This is a genomic window from Microvirga mediterraneensis, assembly GCF_013520865.1.
In the GTDB taxonomy this organism is placed as follows: domain Bacteria; phylum Pseudomonadota; class Alphaproteobacteria; order Rhizobiales; family Beijerinckiaceae; genus Microvirga; species Microvirga mediterraneensis.
Genome location: NZ_JACDXJ010000001.1, coordinates 1,096,922 through 1,111,208, shown reverse-complemented (window position 1 = coordinate 1,111,208; position 14,287 = coordinate 1,096,922). Strand labels below are relative to the sequence as shown.

General features: G+C 66.0%; 12 protein-coding genes. 7 read left to right on the top strand and 5 right to left on the bottom strand.

Translation table 11 applies throughout. The features are described 5' to 3' along the window. Positions 1-131: 131 nt before the first annotated feature. Positions 132-1,022: a LysR family transcriptional regulator gene (locus H0S73_RS05245; protein WP_181051173.1), complete on the bottom strand. Its 891-nt coding sequence runs from the start codon at positions 1,020-1,022 to the stop codon at positions 132-134. A 121-nt stretch (positions 1,023-1,143) separates the two neighbouring features. Here H0S73_RS05245 and H0S73_RS05240 point away from each other — a divergent pair, with 121 nt between their 5' ends. The 6 genes from H0S73_RS05240 to H0S73_RS05215 all read left to right on the top strand — a co-directional run bounded on the left by H0S73_RS05240 (position 1,144) and on the right by H0S73_RS05215 (position 8,051). After that, positions 1,144-2,640, top strand: coding sequence for a CoA-acylating methylmalonate-semialdehyde dehydrogenase (locus H0S73_RS05240; RefSeq protein ID WP_181051172.1), 1,497 nt, complete (start codon positions 1,144-1,146; stop codon positions 2,638-2,640). Positions 2,641-2,789: 149 nt separating this feature from the next. Then, the gene (locus H0S73_RS05235) at positions 2,790-3,941 is read left to right on the top strand and encodes an isobutyryl-CoA dehydrogenase (RefSeq protein WP_181051171.1); all 1,152 of its coding nucleotides are present in this window, start codon (positions 2,790-2,792) and stop codon (positions 3,939-3,941) included. Next, positions 3,938-4,309 (top strand): DUF5367 family protein, encoded by a 372-nt coding sequence (locus tag H0S73_RS05230; protein ID WP_181051170.1) that lies wholly within the window; start codon positions 3,938-3,940, stop codon positions 4,307-4,309. Before H0S73_RS05235 ends, H0S73_RS05230 begins: the two co-directional genes overlap by 4 nt. A gap of 46 nt (positions 4,310-4,355) precedes the next feature. After that, the gene (mmsB, locus tag H0S73_RS05225; protein WP_181051169.1) at positions 4,356-5,246 is read left to right on the top strand and encodes a 3-hydroxyisobutyrate dehydrogenase; all 891 of its coding nucleotides are present in this window, start codon (positions 4,356-4,358) and stop codon (positions 5,244-5,246) included. Between the two features lie 332 nt (positions 5,247-5,578). Beyond that, entirely contained in the window at positions 5,579-6,790 is a 1,212-nt protein-coding gene (locus H0S73_RS05220; RefSeq protein WP_181051168.1) for a peptide ABC transporter permease, read from the top strand. Positions 6,791-6,881: 91 nt separating this feature from the next. Continuing rightward, complete coding sequence (locus H0S73_RS05215) at positions 6,882-8,051, top strand: M20 aminoacylase family protein (RefSeq protein ID WP_181051167.1); 1,170 nt, start codon at positions 6,882-6,884, stop codon at positions 8,049-8,051. Between the two features lie 122 nt (positions 8,052-8,173). Here H0S73_RS05215 and H0S73_RS05210 read toward each other — a convergent pair whose 3' ends face one another. Next, positions 8,174-9,856: an L-lactate permease gene (locus tag H0S73_RS05210; RefSeq protein WP_181051166.1), complete on the bottom strand. Its 1,683-nt coding sequence runs from the start codon at positions 9,854-9,856 to the stop codon at positions 8,174-8,176. A 157-nt stretch (positions 9,857-10,013) separates the two neighbouring features. Beyond that, on the bottom strand, positions 10,014-11,126 hold the full coding sequence (gene ribA, locus H0S73_RS05205) for a GTP cyclohydrolase II RibA (protein WP_181051165.1): 1,113 nt from the start codon (positions 11,124-11,126) through the stop codon (positions 10,014-10,016). A gap of 255 nt (positions 11,127-11,381) precedes the next feature. On the opposite strand from ribA, the gene H0S73_RS05200 reads away from it, so the two are divergent. After that, positions 11,382-12,341, top strand: a complete 960-nt coding sequence (locus H0S73_RS05200) for a hypothetical protein (RefSeq protein WP_181051164.1) — start codon at positions 11,382-11,384, stop codon at positions 12,339-12,341. On the opposite strand, the gene H0S73_RS05195 is transcribed toward H0S73_RS05200, so the two are convergent. Beyond that, complete coding sequence (locus H0S73_RS05195) at positions 12,304-13,263, bottom strand: DMT family transporter (RefSeq protein WP_181051163.1); 960 nt, start codon at positions 13,261-13,263, stop codon at positions 12,304-12,306. The genes H0S73_RS05200 and H0S73_RS05195 overlap by 38 nt on opposite strands. Positions 13,264-13,332: 69 nt before the next feature. Beyond that, positions 13,333-14,067 (bottom strand): hypothetical protein, encoded by a 735-nt coding sequence (locus H0S73_RS05190; protein ID WP_181051162.1) that lies wholly within the window; start codon positions 14,065-14,067, stop codon positions 13,333-13,335. Positions 14,068-14,287: the final 220 nt, after the last annotated feature.

The following is a 14,287-nucleotide window of genomic DNA, read 5'->3' as shown; positions in this document are numbered from 1 at the left end:
CAAAGCGACGGATGTCATGTCGCTTGCCATTCCCGGCCGAAGCGTAGCGGAGGGGGAGGGAATCCCCAGCTCAGCGCGTGATCGTGGACCTCCCTTCCCGCACTGCGTGCGCCGGGGATGACACGGCGTTTTCACACGAAAAGCCCCCGGTTGGCTCTCACCCGGCTCAGGATGAAGGAATAAACCTCCTCCACCCGGCGTAAGGAGCGCACATCCGCATGGGTGACGAGCCAGTAGGTGCGGAGATACGACACGTCGGGCAGCACCACCCGCAGCTCCGGAAACTGGCGCACGGCGTAATCGTGCAGGATGCCGATGCCGACGCCCGCGCGGACAGCCTCGGCCTGGGCCACCACGCTGGCGCATTCGAAGCGGCGGGCGGTATATTTCTCAAGGCCCGAGAAATAATCGAGCACCGGGCTGTAGAGCAGATCCGCCACATAGGTGACGAGGGTCTTGCCTGCGAGATCGGCCAGTTCCGTCACCGGCCCGTGGCGGTCGAGATAATCCTGCGAGGCATAGAGCCTCAGGCGGTAATCGGTGAGCTTGCGCGAGACGAGCCGCCCTTCCGTCGGCTGCTCCAGGGTCACGGCGATGTCGGCCTCGCGCTTGGAGAGCGAGAAGGTACGCGGCAGGGCCACGAGCTGCAGGGTCAGGCCCGGATGCCGCTCGGCCAGCGCCCCGAGTTCTGGCGCAAGAAAGTAGGTGCCGATCCCGTCCGGCGCGCCGATTCGCACGGTGCCCGAGAGCGCGAGATCCGCTCCGCCGAGCTCGCTTGCGACGGCGAGCGCCTGCGTCTCCATGCTCTCGGCATGTCTCAGGAGTCGCTCACCCGGCTCGGTCAGGGTGTAGCCCTGCGGACTGCGCTCGAACAGCTTGGCCTTGAGCGCCGCCTCCAGGGCCGAGATACGGCGGGACACAGTGGTGTGGTCGGCCTCCAGCTGCCGCGCGGCCACGGTGAGGCGGCCGGCCCGGGCGACGGCCAGGAAAAAGCGGAGATCGTCCCAATCGAAAGCGCTCATGGGCTCACCTTGGCCGTATTGGTATTTTCGCACAATGGTGCTTTGGTTTCACCCATAGTCGTGCGATTTCAACAATGATAGAAGAAGAGCACGAAAAACATCCTCAGGAGGAGACGACGCCATGCGCGAGGTCGGACATTTCATCGGCGGCAAGCAGGTTGCCGGCAAGTCGGGTCGCAGCACCGAATTCTTCCAGCCCATGACCGGCGAGGTCCTCGGCCGGGTGGCGCTGGCCTCCAAGGACGAGCTGCGCCAGGCCGTCGAGAACGCCAAGGCCGCGCAGCCCGCCTGGGCCGCCACGAACCCGCAGCGCCGCGCCCGCGTGATGATGAAGTTCCTCGAACTCATCGCCAAGGAGACCGACAGCCTCGCCGACATGCTCGCCCGCGAGCATGGCAAGACGGTCGCCGACGCGAAGGGCGACATCCAGCGCGGCGTCGAGGTGGCCGAGTTCTGCACGGGCATCCCGCATCTCCTGAAGGGCGAGTTCACGGAAGGCGCCGGCCCCGGCATCGACATGTATTCGATCCGCCAGCCGCTCGGCGTCGTCGCCGGCATTACGCCGTTCAACTTCCCGGCCATGATCCCGCTGTGGAAGCTCTCGCCCGCCATCGCCTGCGGCAACGCCTTCATCCTGAAGCCGTCCGAACGCGATCCCGGCGTGCCGATGCGCCTTGCCGAGATCATGATGGAGGCGGGGCTTCCCGCCGGCATCCTCAACGTGGTCAACGGCGACAAGGAAGTGGTGGACGCGATCCTCGACGATCCGGACATCAAGGCCGTGGGCTTCGTCGGCTCCTCGCCGATCGCCCAATACGTCTATTCCCGCGCCGCGGCGAACGGCAAGCGCGCCCAGTGCTTCGGCGGCGCCAAGAACCACATGATCATCATGCCCGACGCCGATCTCGACCAGGCGGCGGACGCGCTCATCGGCGCCGGCTACGGCTCGGCGGGCGAGCGCTGCATGGCCGTGTCGGTGGCGGTTCCCGTCGGCAAGGCGACGGCCGACGCGCTCATGGACAAGCTGATCCCGCGCGTCGAGAGCCTGAAGGTCGGCCCCTCCACCGATCCGTCGGCCGATTTCGGCCCGATGGTGACCCGGGCCCATATGGAGAAAGTGCGCTCCTACGTCGATCTCGGCGTCCAGGAAGGCGCCAAGCTCGTGGTCGACGGCCGCGACTTCAAGATGCAGGGCTACGAGAACGGCTTCTACATGGGCGGCTGCCTCTTCGACGAGGTGACCACCGACATGCGCATCTACAAGGAAGAGATTTTTGGGCCCGTCCTGTCGGTCGTGCGCGCCAAGAACTACGACGAAGCCCTGCGCCTGCCCTCCGACCACGAATACGGCAACGGCGTCGCGATCTACACCCGCGACGGCGACGCCGCCCGCGACTTCGCCTCCCGGGTGAACGTCGGCATGGTCGGCATCAACGTGCCGATCCCGGTGCCGCTCGCCTACTACACCTTCGGCGGCTGGAAGGCCTCGGGCTTCGGCGACCTCAACCAGCACGGCCCTGATGCGGTAAGGTTCTACACCAAGACCAAGACGGTCACGTCCCGCTGGCCGTCCGGCATCAAGGAAGGCGCCGAATTCTCCATTCCGACGATGAAGTGAGCGTGATCATGATGGCCGGGGGCGATCCCCCGGCCATTTGTTTTTATGACCGCATCTTTTTGGCTGCGAACCGGGGCAACTTCGCTGCAGGATGCCCTAGATCCAAAGTCGGGGTGCACGAAGCGCGCTTGCCGTGACGATTTAGGACCATGACCCAGTTCTCTCTCACCGAAGACCAAATCGCCGTCCGCGACATGGCGCTTGCCTTCGCGGCGGACAATCTCGCGCCCCATGCCCTCGAATGGGACGAGAAGAAGCATTTTCCCGTGGACGTGATGCGGGAGGCGGCAAACCTCGGCATGGCGGCGATTTATACCCGCGACGATGTGGGCGGATCGGGCATGACGCGGCTCGACGCGGCGCTCATCTTCGAGGCGCTGGCCACCGGCTGCCCGGCCGTCTCGGCCTATCTGTCGATCCACAACATGGCGACCTGGATGATCGACCGCTACGGCTCGGAGGAGCAGCGGAGCCGCTACATCCCGCGCCTCGTCACCATGGAGCTGATCGCGAGCTACTGCCTGACCGAGCCGGGCTCGGGCTCGGACGCGGCGGCGCTCAAGACCAGGGCCGTGCGCGACGGCGATCATTACATCGTCAACGGCGTGAAGCAGTTCATCTCCGGTGCGGGCACCTCGGACATCTACGTGACCATGGTGCGCACCGGCGAGGACGGTCCTTCCGGCATTTCGACGCTGGTGATCGAGAAGGACATGAAAGGCGTGTCCTTCGGCGCGCAGGAGAAGAAGATGGGCTGGAACGCGCAGCCCACCGCCGCCGTGATCTTCGAGGACGTGCGCGTGCCCGTCGCCAACCGGCTCTCCGACGAGGGCCAGGGCTTCAAGATCGCCATGTCGGGCCTCGACGGCGGACGCCTCAATATCGGCGCCTGCTCGCTGGGCGGCGCCCAGGCCGCACTCGACAAGTCGCTTGCCTACACGAACGACCGCAAGGCCTTCGGCCGGCGCATCGCGGAGTTCCAGGCGCTGCAGTTCAAGCTCGCCGACATGGCGACCGAACTCGAAGCGGCCCGCACCTTCCTGTGGCGCGCGGCCTCCGCGCTCGATGCCAAGGCGCTCGACGCCACGAAGCTCTGCGCCATGGCCAAGCGCATGGCCACCGACGTGGGCTTCCAGGTGGCGAACGACGCCCTGCAGCTCCATGGCGGCTACGGCTATCTGGCCGATTACGGCATCGAGAAGATCGTGCGCGACCTGCGCGTGCACCAGATCCTGGAAGGCACCAACGAGATCATGCGGCTCATCGTGGCGCGCGATCTGGTTGGACGCGGCAATCGATGATCGTACGATCCCTCGGTCTCGGTTTCGGCCTCGCGGCCGTCATCTTCGCGCTGTTCCATGTCGCGGGCCCATGGTTCTTCCTGGAAGGACGCCGACCGTTCCAGCTCAACTTCACGATCGGAGGAGCGCTCGGCCTGGTGCTCGGACTGTCGGCTCCGGCGATCCTGCGCGTTCCGGCGAAAGCCGGGCTGCGCGCCATGACGCTCGTCGCCGTTCCGGGCATGCTGATCATGGCGGCCGTCGGGTCCCATTTCGCCGTATTCTTTCCGGGCTTGAACCCGGCGCTCGACAAGGTCTTCGGTTCACTCATGCTGTGGTTCTACGGCTTTGCCTTGGCCGGGGCACTCTGGAGAGCGCGCGGCGCGTGACGGCGGCCCTCATCGCAACATCGCATAACAAGACGGGAGGATTCTCATGACCACCATCGCGTTCATCGGTCTCGGCAACATGGGCGGCCCCATGGCGGCCAATCTCGTCAAGGCGGGCCACAGCGTCACCGGATTCGACCTGTCGCCCGCCTCCTGCGATCAGGCCCGGAGCGACGGCGCAAGCATCGCCGCTTCGACAGTCGATGCGGTGAGGGATGCGGACATCGTCGTCACCATGCTGCCGGCGGGCCGGCATGTGCTCTCGGTCTGGGCGGACATTCTGCCCTCCGTAAAGGAAGGCGCGCTGCTGATCGACTGCTCCACTGTCGACGTGGAGAGTGCCCGCAAGGCCCACGTGATGGCGCGCGAGCAGGGACGCGATCTGGCGAGCCTCGACGCTCCGGTGTCGGGCGGCGTCGGCGGCGCGAAGGGCGCCACGCTCACCTTCATGACGGGCGGCACGAAAGAGGCTTTCGACCGGGCCGAACCGATCCTGTCCAGCATGGGCAAGAAGGTCGTCCATTGCGGCGAGGCGGGCGCCGGCCAGGCGGCGAAGATCTGCAACAACATGATCCTCGGCATCTCGATGATCGGCGTGGCGGAGGCTTTCGTGCTGGCTGAGAAGCTCGGCCTGTCGCATCAGGCGCTCTTCGACGTCGCCTCCACGTCCTCGGGCCAATGCTGGTCGCTCACCACCTATTGCCCGGTGCCCGGCCCCGTACCGGCCTCCCCGGCCAATAACGGGTACAAGCCGGGCTTCGCCGCGGCCCTGATGCTCAAGGATTTGAAGCTGGCCCAGGAGGCAGCTCTCGCGTCCGGAGCCTCGACCCCTTTGGGCGCGGAGGCGGCGCAGCTCTACGCCCTGTTCAACAATGCCGGGCACGAGGGCGACGATTTCTCGGGGATCATCAACTTCATCCGCGGGCAGAGGGACTGAGCGAAGCGGACTTGGGCTGCGCTGAACCAGGAGAAGCATCCTCGGTGTCATTCCCGGCCGGAGCGCAGCGGAGGGGAAGGGAAACCACCCACACGCTCAGCGCCATGGCCCCCTTCCCGCATTGCGTGCGCCGGGGACGACAACCCGCGATGTCATCACCTCCCGGGCCGGATCCAGGAACGTGACATCAGAAGGCAGCGGCGAAGGAGGGCTATAACCCTCCTGGGGGAGAGACAAAGGAGGGCGTGTGTTGCATCGCACCTACAGCTTTTCACACTCTCGTCCACTAGGCTTCCCGCTCCTGAATGCTCAACCGTCGATCGACCGCCCGCATGATCCGTCCCATCGCCCAAGCGGCCAATCCGTCAGCCGATGCCGCCGCCATGCTGCGGCGCCTCGGCTTCGCGCTCCTGTTCTTCGCCGTTCCCCTGGCGGCCCTGTTCACGCGCCGCGCCCTGGTCGTGATGGCCCCCCTGGCTGTCATCCTCCTCGTCCTCGCCTCGGTGCTCGAAGGAAGCGCCAGAAACGCCTGGGATAAGCTCATTGGCCTTGCCACCTCCCCCGGCGGCATCGCGGGGTTCGTCCTGCTGCTCTGGGCCGGGCTGTCCCTGGCCTGGACCCCCTTCCTGCCGCAGGCGTCCGAGCGGCTTCTCAACATCATCGGCATGGCCCTCATGGGCCTTGGCGGGTATCTCGCCATTCCAGAGCGGATGCGCTCGGCCAACCTCTATCTTCTTCCCGTCGGCGTCGGCCTTGCGGCCGTGATCGCCATCGGGCTGAAACTGACCGGCGGCAGCCGCTTCGATCCGGAAGGCCCGAGCCTGGAGCGCGGCATGCTCATGCTCGTCCTGCTGCTCTGGCCCGCCATCGCATGGCTCCATTCGCGAGGGCGCAACCTGGAGGCTCTCGTCCTTGCGCTCGCCGTGGCCGTCTGCTCCCTCCTCACCCGGGACGGCCTGCCCCTCTACGGTTTGGCCGCAGGCGCCGTCGTCTTCGTCATCACGGCCTGGAACCCGGTTTTCGGCGCCCGCCTGACCGGATTCGTCATGGCGGGGCTGCTGCTGTTCGCGCCGGCCCTGCCCTTCCTCCTGAAGCCCCTGGCGGCAGGCCTCCTCGGCGCCGGCTCGCCGACGGCGCTCGGCATCGAGGCGTGGCGCCAGATCGTCCTCGATGAGCCGCTGCGGCTTCTGACCGGACATGGCCTGGAGACGGCCCTGCGCGGACGCTTCGTCGGATTGCTGCCGCCGAGCGCTCCGTCCACCCTGCTGTTCGAGATCTGGTACGAGCTCGGCCTCGTGGGCGCCGTGGCCGGCAGCGTCCTGCTGTATCAGGTCGTCGTCGGCGCCGAGAGTCATCGCGCCACCGTGGCGCCGAGCATCATGGCCGCCTTCGCCTGTGCCTATACCCTGGGCTGCCTCGGCATCGGCACCACCCAGGTCTGGTGGTTCACGGCGCTCCTGGTCCTGGTCCTCATCTTCGTCGCCATCGAGCGCGGGCAGTTCCGCACGAAGCGCCCCAAGGCCGTTCTGCGCCGCACAAATTAATACGGCTGTCTTCTGCTCGGGGAAGGATTGACGGAGGGGCATTGCCTCTGCTTGGCTGGCGGCTTCCGGATTCTTGCCCCTGAGGAACGACATGCCGATCATCAACCGCGTCGCCGATCTCGCCGATGAAATCACCGCCTGGCGTCGCGACTTCCATGAAAACCCGGAGCTGCTGTTCGACGTGCATCGCACGGCCGGCATCGTGGCCGAGAAGCTGAAGAGCTTCGGCTGCGACGAGGTCGTGACCGGCCTCGGGCAAACCGGGGTCGTCGGCGTGATCAGGGGCCGGTCGAACACTTCCGGCAAGGTGATCGGCCTGCGCGCCGACATGGACGCGCTCCCCATCGAAGAGGCGACGGACGTTCCCCACAAGTCCAAGGTGCCGGGCAAGATGCATGCCTGCGGCCATGACGGCCACACGGCGATGCTGCTCGGCGCCGCGAAGTATCTGGCGGAAACCCGCAACTTCGACGGCACCGCGGTGGTGATCTTCCAGCCGGCGGAGGAAGGCGGCGGGGGCGCCAACGAAATGCTCAAGGACGGCCTGCTGGAGCGCTTCGGCGTGCATGAGGTCTACGGCATGCACAACATGCCGGGCATTCCCGTGGGCCAGTTCGCCATCCGGCCCGGCGCCATGATGGCCGCGGCCGACCGGTTCACGATCCAGATCGAGGGCAAGGGCGGCCACGCGGCGCGCCCGCACGACTGCATCGATCCCGTGGTCATCTCGGCCCATATCATCACGGCCCTGCAGACCATCGCGTCGCGCAGCGCCGACCCGCTCGATTCGGTGGTGGTCTCCGTCTGCACCGTGAAGGCCGGCGAGGCGTTCAACGTGATCCCGCAGACTGCGACCCTGCTCGGCACCGTGCGCACCCTCTCGCCGGAGGTGCGCGACCTCGCCGAGACCCGCATCCGCGCCATCGTGGAGAACGTCTGCGCGGCCTTCGGGGCCAAGGCCGAGGTCGAATACGACCGCGGCTATCCGGTGACCATGAACGACCCGGACAAGACGGAGTTCATGGCGAATGTCGCGCGCACCGTGGCGGGCGAGAACGCCGTCGACACCACGGTGCTCCCGCTCATGGGCGCGGAGGATTTCTCCTACATGCTGGAGGAGCGCCCGGGCGCCTACATCTTCCTCGGCAACGGCGACACGGCGGGCGTCCACCACCCGGCCTACGACTTCAACGACGAGGCGAGCCCCTACGGCGTCTCGCTCTGGGCGAAGATCGTCGAAACCGGCATGCCGGCGCGATAGAGCATCGAGCGCAAAACCGGGAACCGGTTTTGCGTGAAAGGATGCGAGACGCTTAAATCCACTCGGCAAAACCGCCGCCGGAGAGATCCGGCGGCGGTTTTGTTTTGTCTTCCGTCATCCGGTCAGTGCAGGACCATGCTCGTGAACGGCGAGACATAGGCCTGCAGCATGACGAGGCCGCCGACCAGGCAGGCGAGCGCGATGGAGTGCCAGAACACGAAGCGCAGGATGCTCCCCTCATGGCCGAACCAGTTCGTCGCCGTGGACGCCACGACGATGGATTGCGCGTCGATCATCTTGCCCATCACGCCGCCGGACGAGTTCGCCGCCGCCATGAGGACAGGCGACAATCCAAGCTGCTCCGACGTGATCTTCTGGAGACCGCCGAACAGCACGTTGGATGCGGTATCGGACCCCGTCAGCGCCACGCCCAGCCAACCGAGCAGGGTGCCGAAGAACGGGTAGAGGATTCCCGTCCCGGCGAAGGCGAGGCCGAGCGTCGCGTCGACGCCCGAGAAGCGCGTCAGCGTGCCGATAGCGAGCATCGCCGCGATGGTGATGAGCGAGTAGCGCAGCACCCAGATCGTCTCGAACCAGGCCGTGACGAGCCGCAGGGGCGAGAAGCCCATGACGAAGCCGGCGATGATCGCCGCGATCAGCACGCCCGTGCCCGTGTAGGACATGTAGGTGAAGGCGAAGACGGCAGGCTCCGCCGTCGGATTGGCCACGATGGGCGCAACCTTCTGCACCATGTTGTGCAGGCCCGGAACCGGATAGTTCCAGGTGAAGATCGGGTTGACGAGCGCCTTGAACCAGCCCGTGCCCCAGATGGCGACGATCACCGACAGGATGATCCACGGCACCCAGGCCCGGATGACCTCGTTGCGGCTCGCCTTCGGCGTCACGTTGGCCGTGCCGGCGCCCAACGGGGCCGGACGCGTGATGGTGCCGGCCGAGATGTCGTGCGTGCGAAGCGCCGGCGAGGTCCAGATCTCCCTCGGCCGCCAGATCCGCATGAAACCGACGAGGCAGGCCATCGAGATCAGGGATGCGCCGATGTCGACGATCCAGGGATTGATGTAGTTTGAGATGAGGAATTGCGGGATCGCGAAGGACACGGCGCAGACGAGAATGGCAGGCCAGATCTGTAGCATGCCGCGGAAGCCCGCGAAGACCCAGATCAGCCAGAACGGCACGATGACCGAGAAGAAGGGCAGCTGACGCCCGACCATCGCGCCGAGAACGTAAGGATCGAAGCCGGTGACCGAGGCAAGGCCCTGGATCGGCGCGCCGAGGGCGCCATAGGCGACCGGGGCCGTGTTGGCGATCAAGGATAGGCCGGAGGCCGCAAGAGGCGAGAATCCGAGTCCGATGAGAATGGCACCTGTGACCGCGACGGGCGTGCCGAACCCGCCCGCGCCCTCGAAGAAGGCCCCGAACGAGAAGGCGACGAGGAACAGCTGGAGGCGGCGATCCGTCGTGAGATCGCCGACCGATTGCTGAAGCGTCGCGAACCATCCTCTCTCCACCGTGAGCCGGTAGAGAAAGATGACGTTCAGGATGATCCAGCCGATCGGGAACATGCCGGTCGCGACGCCGAACAGGGCGGCGCGCGTGGCAAGCCCGGCCGGCATCGTGAACAGGAAGACGGAGACCGCGATTGCCGCGAGAAGCGCGATGACGGCGGCGATGTGAGCCTTCACCTTGCCGGACGCGATCATCACCAGGAGCAGGACGACCGGGATGGCCGCCGCAATGGTCGACAACGTCGCGTTGCCGAATGGATTGTAGACTTGGCTCCACATGAGCTTTTCCCCTGTACCCGCCAGCGCTGGCTGGCGCCCATGGCGTGGCGGTCGGGCCGAAGCGGTCTTTCCGCCTCAGGAAAAAGCTAGGATATTGTTCTACAGCGGCAATAGAAACGAAAGTTGGATCTTGTGAGGTATGAGGCGCGACGGGCGCTCAATCCTTCTGCGAGCAGGCCAGCATGCCGTCGAGATCGATGTAGTGCCCGGCCCGGTCGCGCTTGGCCGCGAGATAGCTGACGTTCTCCGCCGTCGGACGACCCAGGACCCGGTGGTCGGAGATGACCTCGAGGCCGGCCTTGGCCAGCGCGTCGATCTTCTCGGGGTTGTTGGTCATGAGGCGAACCTTGCCGACGCCCAGCTCCTTGAGCATCACGGCGGCAAAATCGAAGCGGCGCTGATCGGTCTCGAACCCGAGCACTTCGTCGGCGTCATAGGTGTCGAATCCCTGCGCCTGGAGCTTGTAGGCGCGGATCTTGTTGGCGATGCCGTTCCCGCGCCCCTCCTGGTCGAGATAGAGCAGGATGCCGCCCTCGTGCGAGGCCATGAAGCGCACGGTCTCGCGCAGCTGGTCGCCGCAATCGCATTTGAGGCTGCCGAAGAGATCGCCCGTCAGGCACGCGGAATGCAGGCGCACGGTCACGGGCTTCGAGACATCCGGCTTGCCGACCACGATCGCCACCTGGTCGCGCAACCCCTCGCCGCCGCGGAACACCACGAATTCGCTGGTAGGCGCTCCCTCCAGCGGGACCGGTGCCCGGCTGACGATCTTGAGGTCGGCTGCCCGGGCCCGCCGATAGCCCCGGATGGCCTCGCCCGACACGCGCACGAGAGACGGATCGATCTCGATACCCTTCGCCAGGGGCACGACGACCACGGCCGGCAGCACGAGGGACAGGCGGGCCAGTTCAAGGGCCTCCCCGTCCAGCTCATCGGCCGGACGGACCGGCGCGTCGATGCGGCTGTCGACCCGGAGCGCCAGGGCTTCCACGCGGCTGCGCTCCACCACCGGCAGGGCAACCCGGCCGGGAACCTCCCGCTCGAGGCCGAGGCGGCGAAGCCTGGCCGCCGGCAGGACGAGATGGGCTCGACCGCCGGCAACGGCCTCGATCTCGGCGCCCATGGCCTCGTCCAGGTCCTCGACGCCGATGGCGAGCGCGCTCCCTTCAGCCCCATCGATCACCACGGGGCGGGCGCTGCGAAACTCCATGATCGCCCGCTCGACCGAAGCCGTGGCGGGATTGTCGGATAGGCTCAAGGTCAGGCGCATTCTCGAAACACTCGGGCAAACAGCCTCAAATCTGGCGGGAGACGGGGATCTTCAGGGCCGAAAGGCCCTTAAAGCCACGCTTCAGGACGGTTTTCACCCTACCACAGGCCTCCCTGATCCCTAACCCCATAGATGCGATGGCTGCCATACCTAATCAACAGGCTCGCCTGCAAAGGCCTCTTGGCTCGACGGCATAGTCGGAGCGCGCTATCTCTGGCGCTTCCCTGCGCTTCAGCTTCCGTAAAGACATAATCGATGCCCCTCTTCCTGTCCCGGCTTTTCGCCCTCGGATTCCTCGGCCTTGCCTCGACGGCGACCGCCGCCACCCTCGACGGCTTGGCCGTCGACGTGACGAACGCGAGCGAACCGGTGCTGTGCGCCGAAAAGGACAATGTGGCGATCAACTTCGCGTCGCCGGAGGTGAAGCATTTCCAGATCGAGGCCGTGCATCCAGCCTATCTGGGTTCCCTGCGCCAGGATCGGTGGGAGCCGGACTGGACGGCCTGCGAGGACATCTCCGAGGAAACCTCGGCCAAGCCGCACCCGACCATGTCGACCCTCTACGAGGACGGCGAAATCCGCATCATGGGCCTGTCCTTCACCGAATTCTGGCGCCCGAGCGACGTCACGGTGACCATCGGCGACAAGGTCACGCCGAAGATCCATCTCCTGCAGCTGCTCAAGAAGCGCGGCGACAAGGCCGTGGAGGTGCTCGTGATCTATCCGGGCGATGGCTATTGGCGCATCAAGCCGCTCCCGCCCGAGCACCTGGACTGGACGTCCTACGGCTCCTCTTTTCTCGTCGGCCCGGTGGAGTTCGACCAGCGCCCCGTGGTGAACCTGAAGGATGTCGCCTTCGACCCGAAGACCATGACCTTCATGCTGACCCTGGCGAAGGGCGGCAAGGCGAGTGTCGCCGTCAAGGCTCTCAACGAGGAGCGCATGACCCTGGACGTCGCTTTCGATCAGGGCGTCTCCGGCCTGCCCTTCGCGGGGCTTCGCTCCATGTACGTGACCGAGTTCAACGCGGATGTGGCCCGGATCGCCGTGCGTGAGGAGAAGGCCCGCTCCTGGCGCGAGGAGCCGATCATGAACTTCCAGGGCGGCAAGGCGACCGATGCGTGGATGGGACGGCTCGTTCCTTCCCGCCACAACACCAGCGCACCCGACATGATGTTCAACCGCTTCCGTGCTCAGCCGGACGCTTCGCGCTGAACAGGGCGCCCAGCATCGAGACAAGCCGCCCGTCGATCAGGATGAGCCCTGCCCCGATCAGGGCCATCCCGGCCATGTGCCGGGCCGCCAGGGCTTCGCCGAGAACGAGCACGCCGAGCACGATGGCGCTGACCGGGATGAGGAACGTCACGAGGCCCACATTGGTGGCGCCCGCCCGCGCGAGCAGGCGGAAGAAGATCAGATAGGCGAAGGCCGTCGAGACCAGGCCGAGAGCCGCGAGGGACAGGATCGCCACCGTGCTCGGCATCGCCAGCGTCCAGGGCCGGTCGACGATCAGCGCGGTGGGCAAGAGAAGCGCGCTCGAGACCGTGACCTGGCCGGTCGCCGTGGCGAGCGGCGGGATTCCCATGGTCTTGAAGCGCCGCCCGAAGACTCCTGAAAAGCCGTAGGACAGGGCCGCGCCGAGAACCGCGAGCTGCGCGAGAATGCTCGCGTCCAACGAGGCGAACGCCGCGGCCCCGATCATCACGGCGACGCCGACGAACCCGACGATCACGCCCGCGAGCCGCTGGCCTGTCAGGCGCTCATCGTCCGTAAAGTAATGGGCCACGATGACCGTGAAGAGCGGCGTGGTCGCGTTGAGAATGGATGCCAGGCCGCTGGCGATGTGGCCCTGGCTCCAGACGATGAGGGTGAACGGGATGACGTTGTTGAGGATCGACATCCCGAGAAAGGCCGTCCAGGCCTGACGGCCGCGCGGCAGCGACACCCCCATGCACCTCAGGACGAGGAGCAGCGCCGAGGCCGCCGTGACGACCCGAAGCGCCACGATGGTCAGGGGCGGCAGCTCGCGGACAGCCACTCCGATGAAGAGGAAGGAGCCGCCCCAGACGACGGAGAGGATCGCCAACAGCGCCCAATCGGACGCATTCATGCTCTTCTGAATGGATGCCTGTGCCATGGTGTCTTTCCCGCAAGTCGCGAGCCGGAATGGCACAAACGAGAGCGCCGCACGACCCGATTTCTGCGGTCAGGAGACGTCGTACCATTCCCCGTTGCTGCGGCACGCCAGCATCTCGCCCTTTCGCGTCGTCCTGCCGGACCGCAATTCCCGTTTGATGATGCGGCAATCCATCACCTTGGGCATCGTCCGGTTGACCGGACTCAAGCTTACCTTGCCGGAAGACCCGGTCTGGGGATTGTACCAGCTGGCACTGGAAGCTCTGGTGCCGTCGAGGATGGACAGAACGGCCTGGGCCTCCGCCGGGCGGTCCACGTCGGAAACGATCTGCTCGGCCGCCCGCTCGGCCTCCAGTCGGGCGGCGGCGGCACTGGACTGCGCCCTCACCTGGGCCATGCGGTCGGCCAACATGCCCGCCGACACGGCTTGATTGGCAAGCGAGGGAATCGCGCCCACCAAACTGACGCCATTGCTTAACGCTCCGCCGATGGCCGCATGCGCCACCGATTGCGTGATCCCGGCCGTCTGCATGGCCATCATCATGCTGTTATGACGGTCGAGTTCACTGAGATAGTTCGGTCGCGCCGTGTTGCCGGCGGCCACATCGGCGAGACGTGATGCGAACTTGCTGTAATCGATCTCCCGCGCGCCCGGCTCCTGCACGGTTGGAACGCTCTCGGCGAGATCGACGGCCTCTCGGGAGAACCCCGTCGGATCGAGATCAGCCGCGATGCCGAGGCCAACCGATCGCGCTCCCGTCTGATTGCAGGCCGCCAGGACGAGCATCGTTGCAAAAACACCCAATCGGGTCGCAGTCCTGACCAAGCTCCGCTCCATAGTTACGTCATAATGTAGCTATAGAGACGCAGAGATTGAAACGGCGGCCCTCCCGGCATCCCGACAATCCACAGCAAAAATTCCCGGAGCGAGAAAGGTTTGGTTTACGATGGCGGAAAGTGACCTCACGCCTTTACCACTCCTTCACGGCTTCAGGGCGAACCTCGCGCTCGCAATCCAGTCCTGT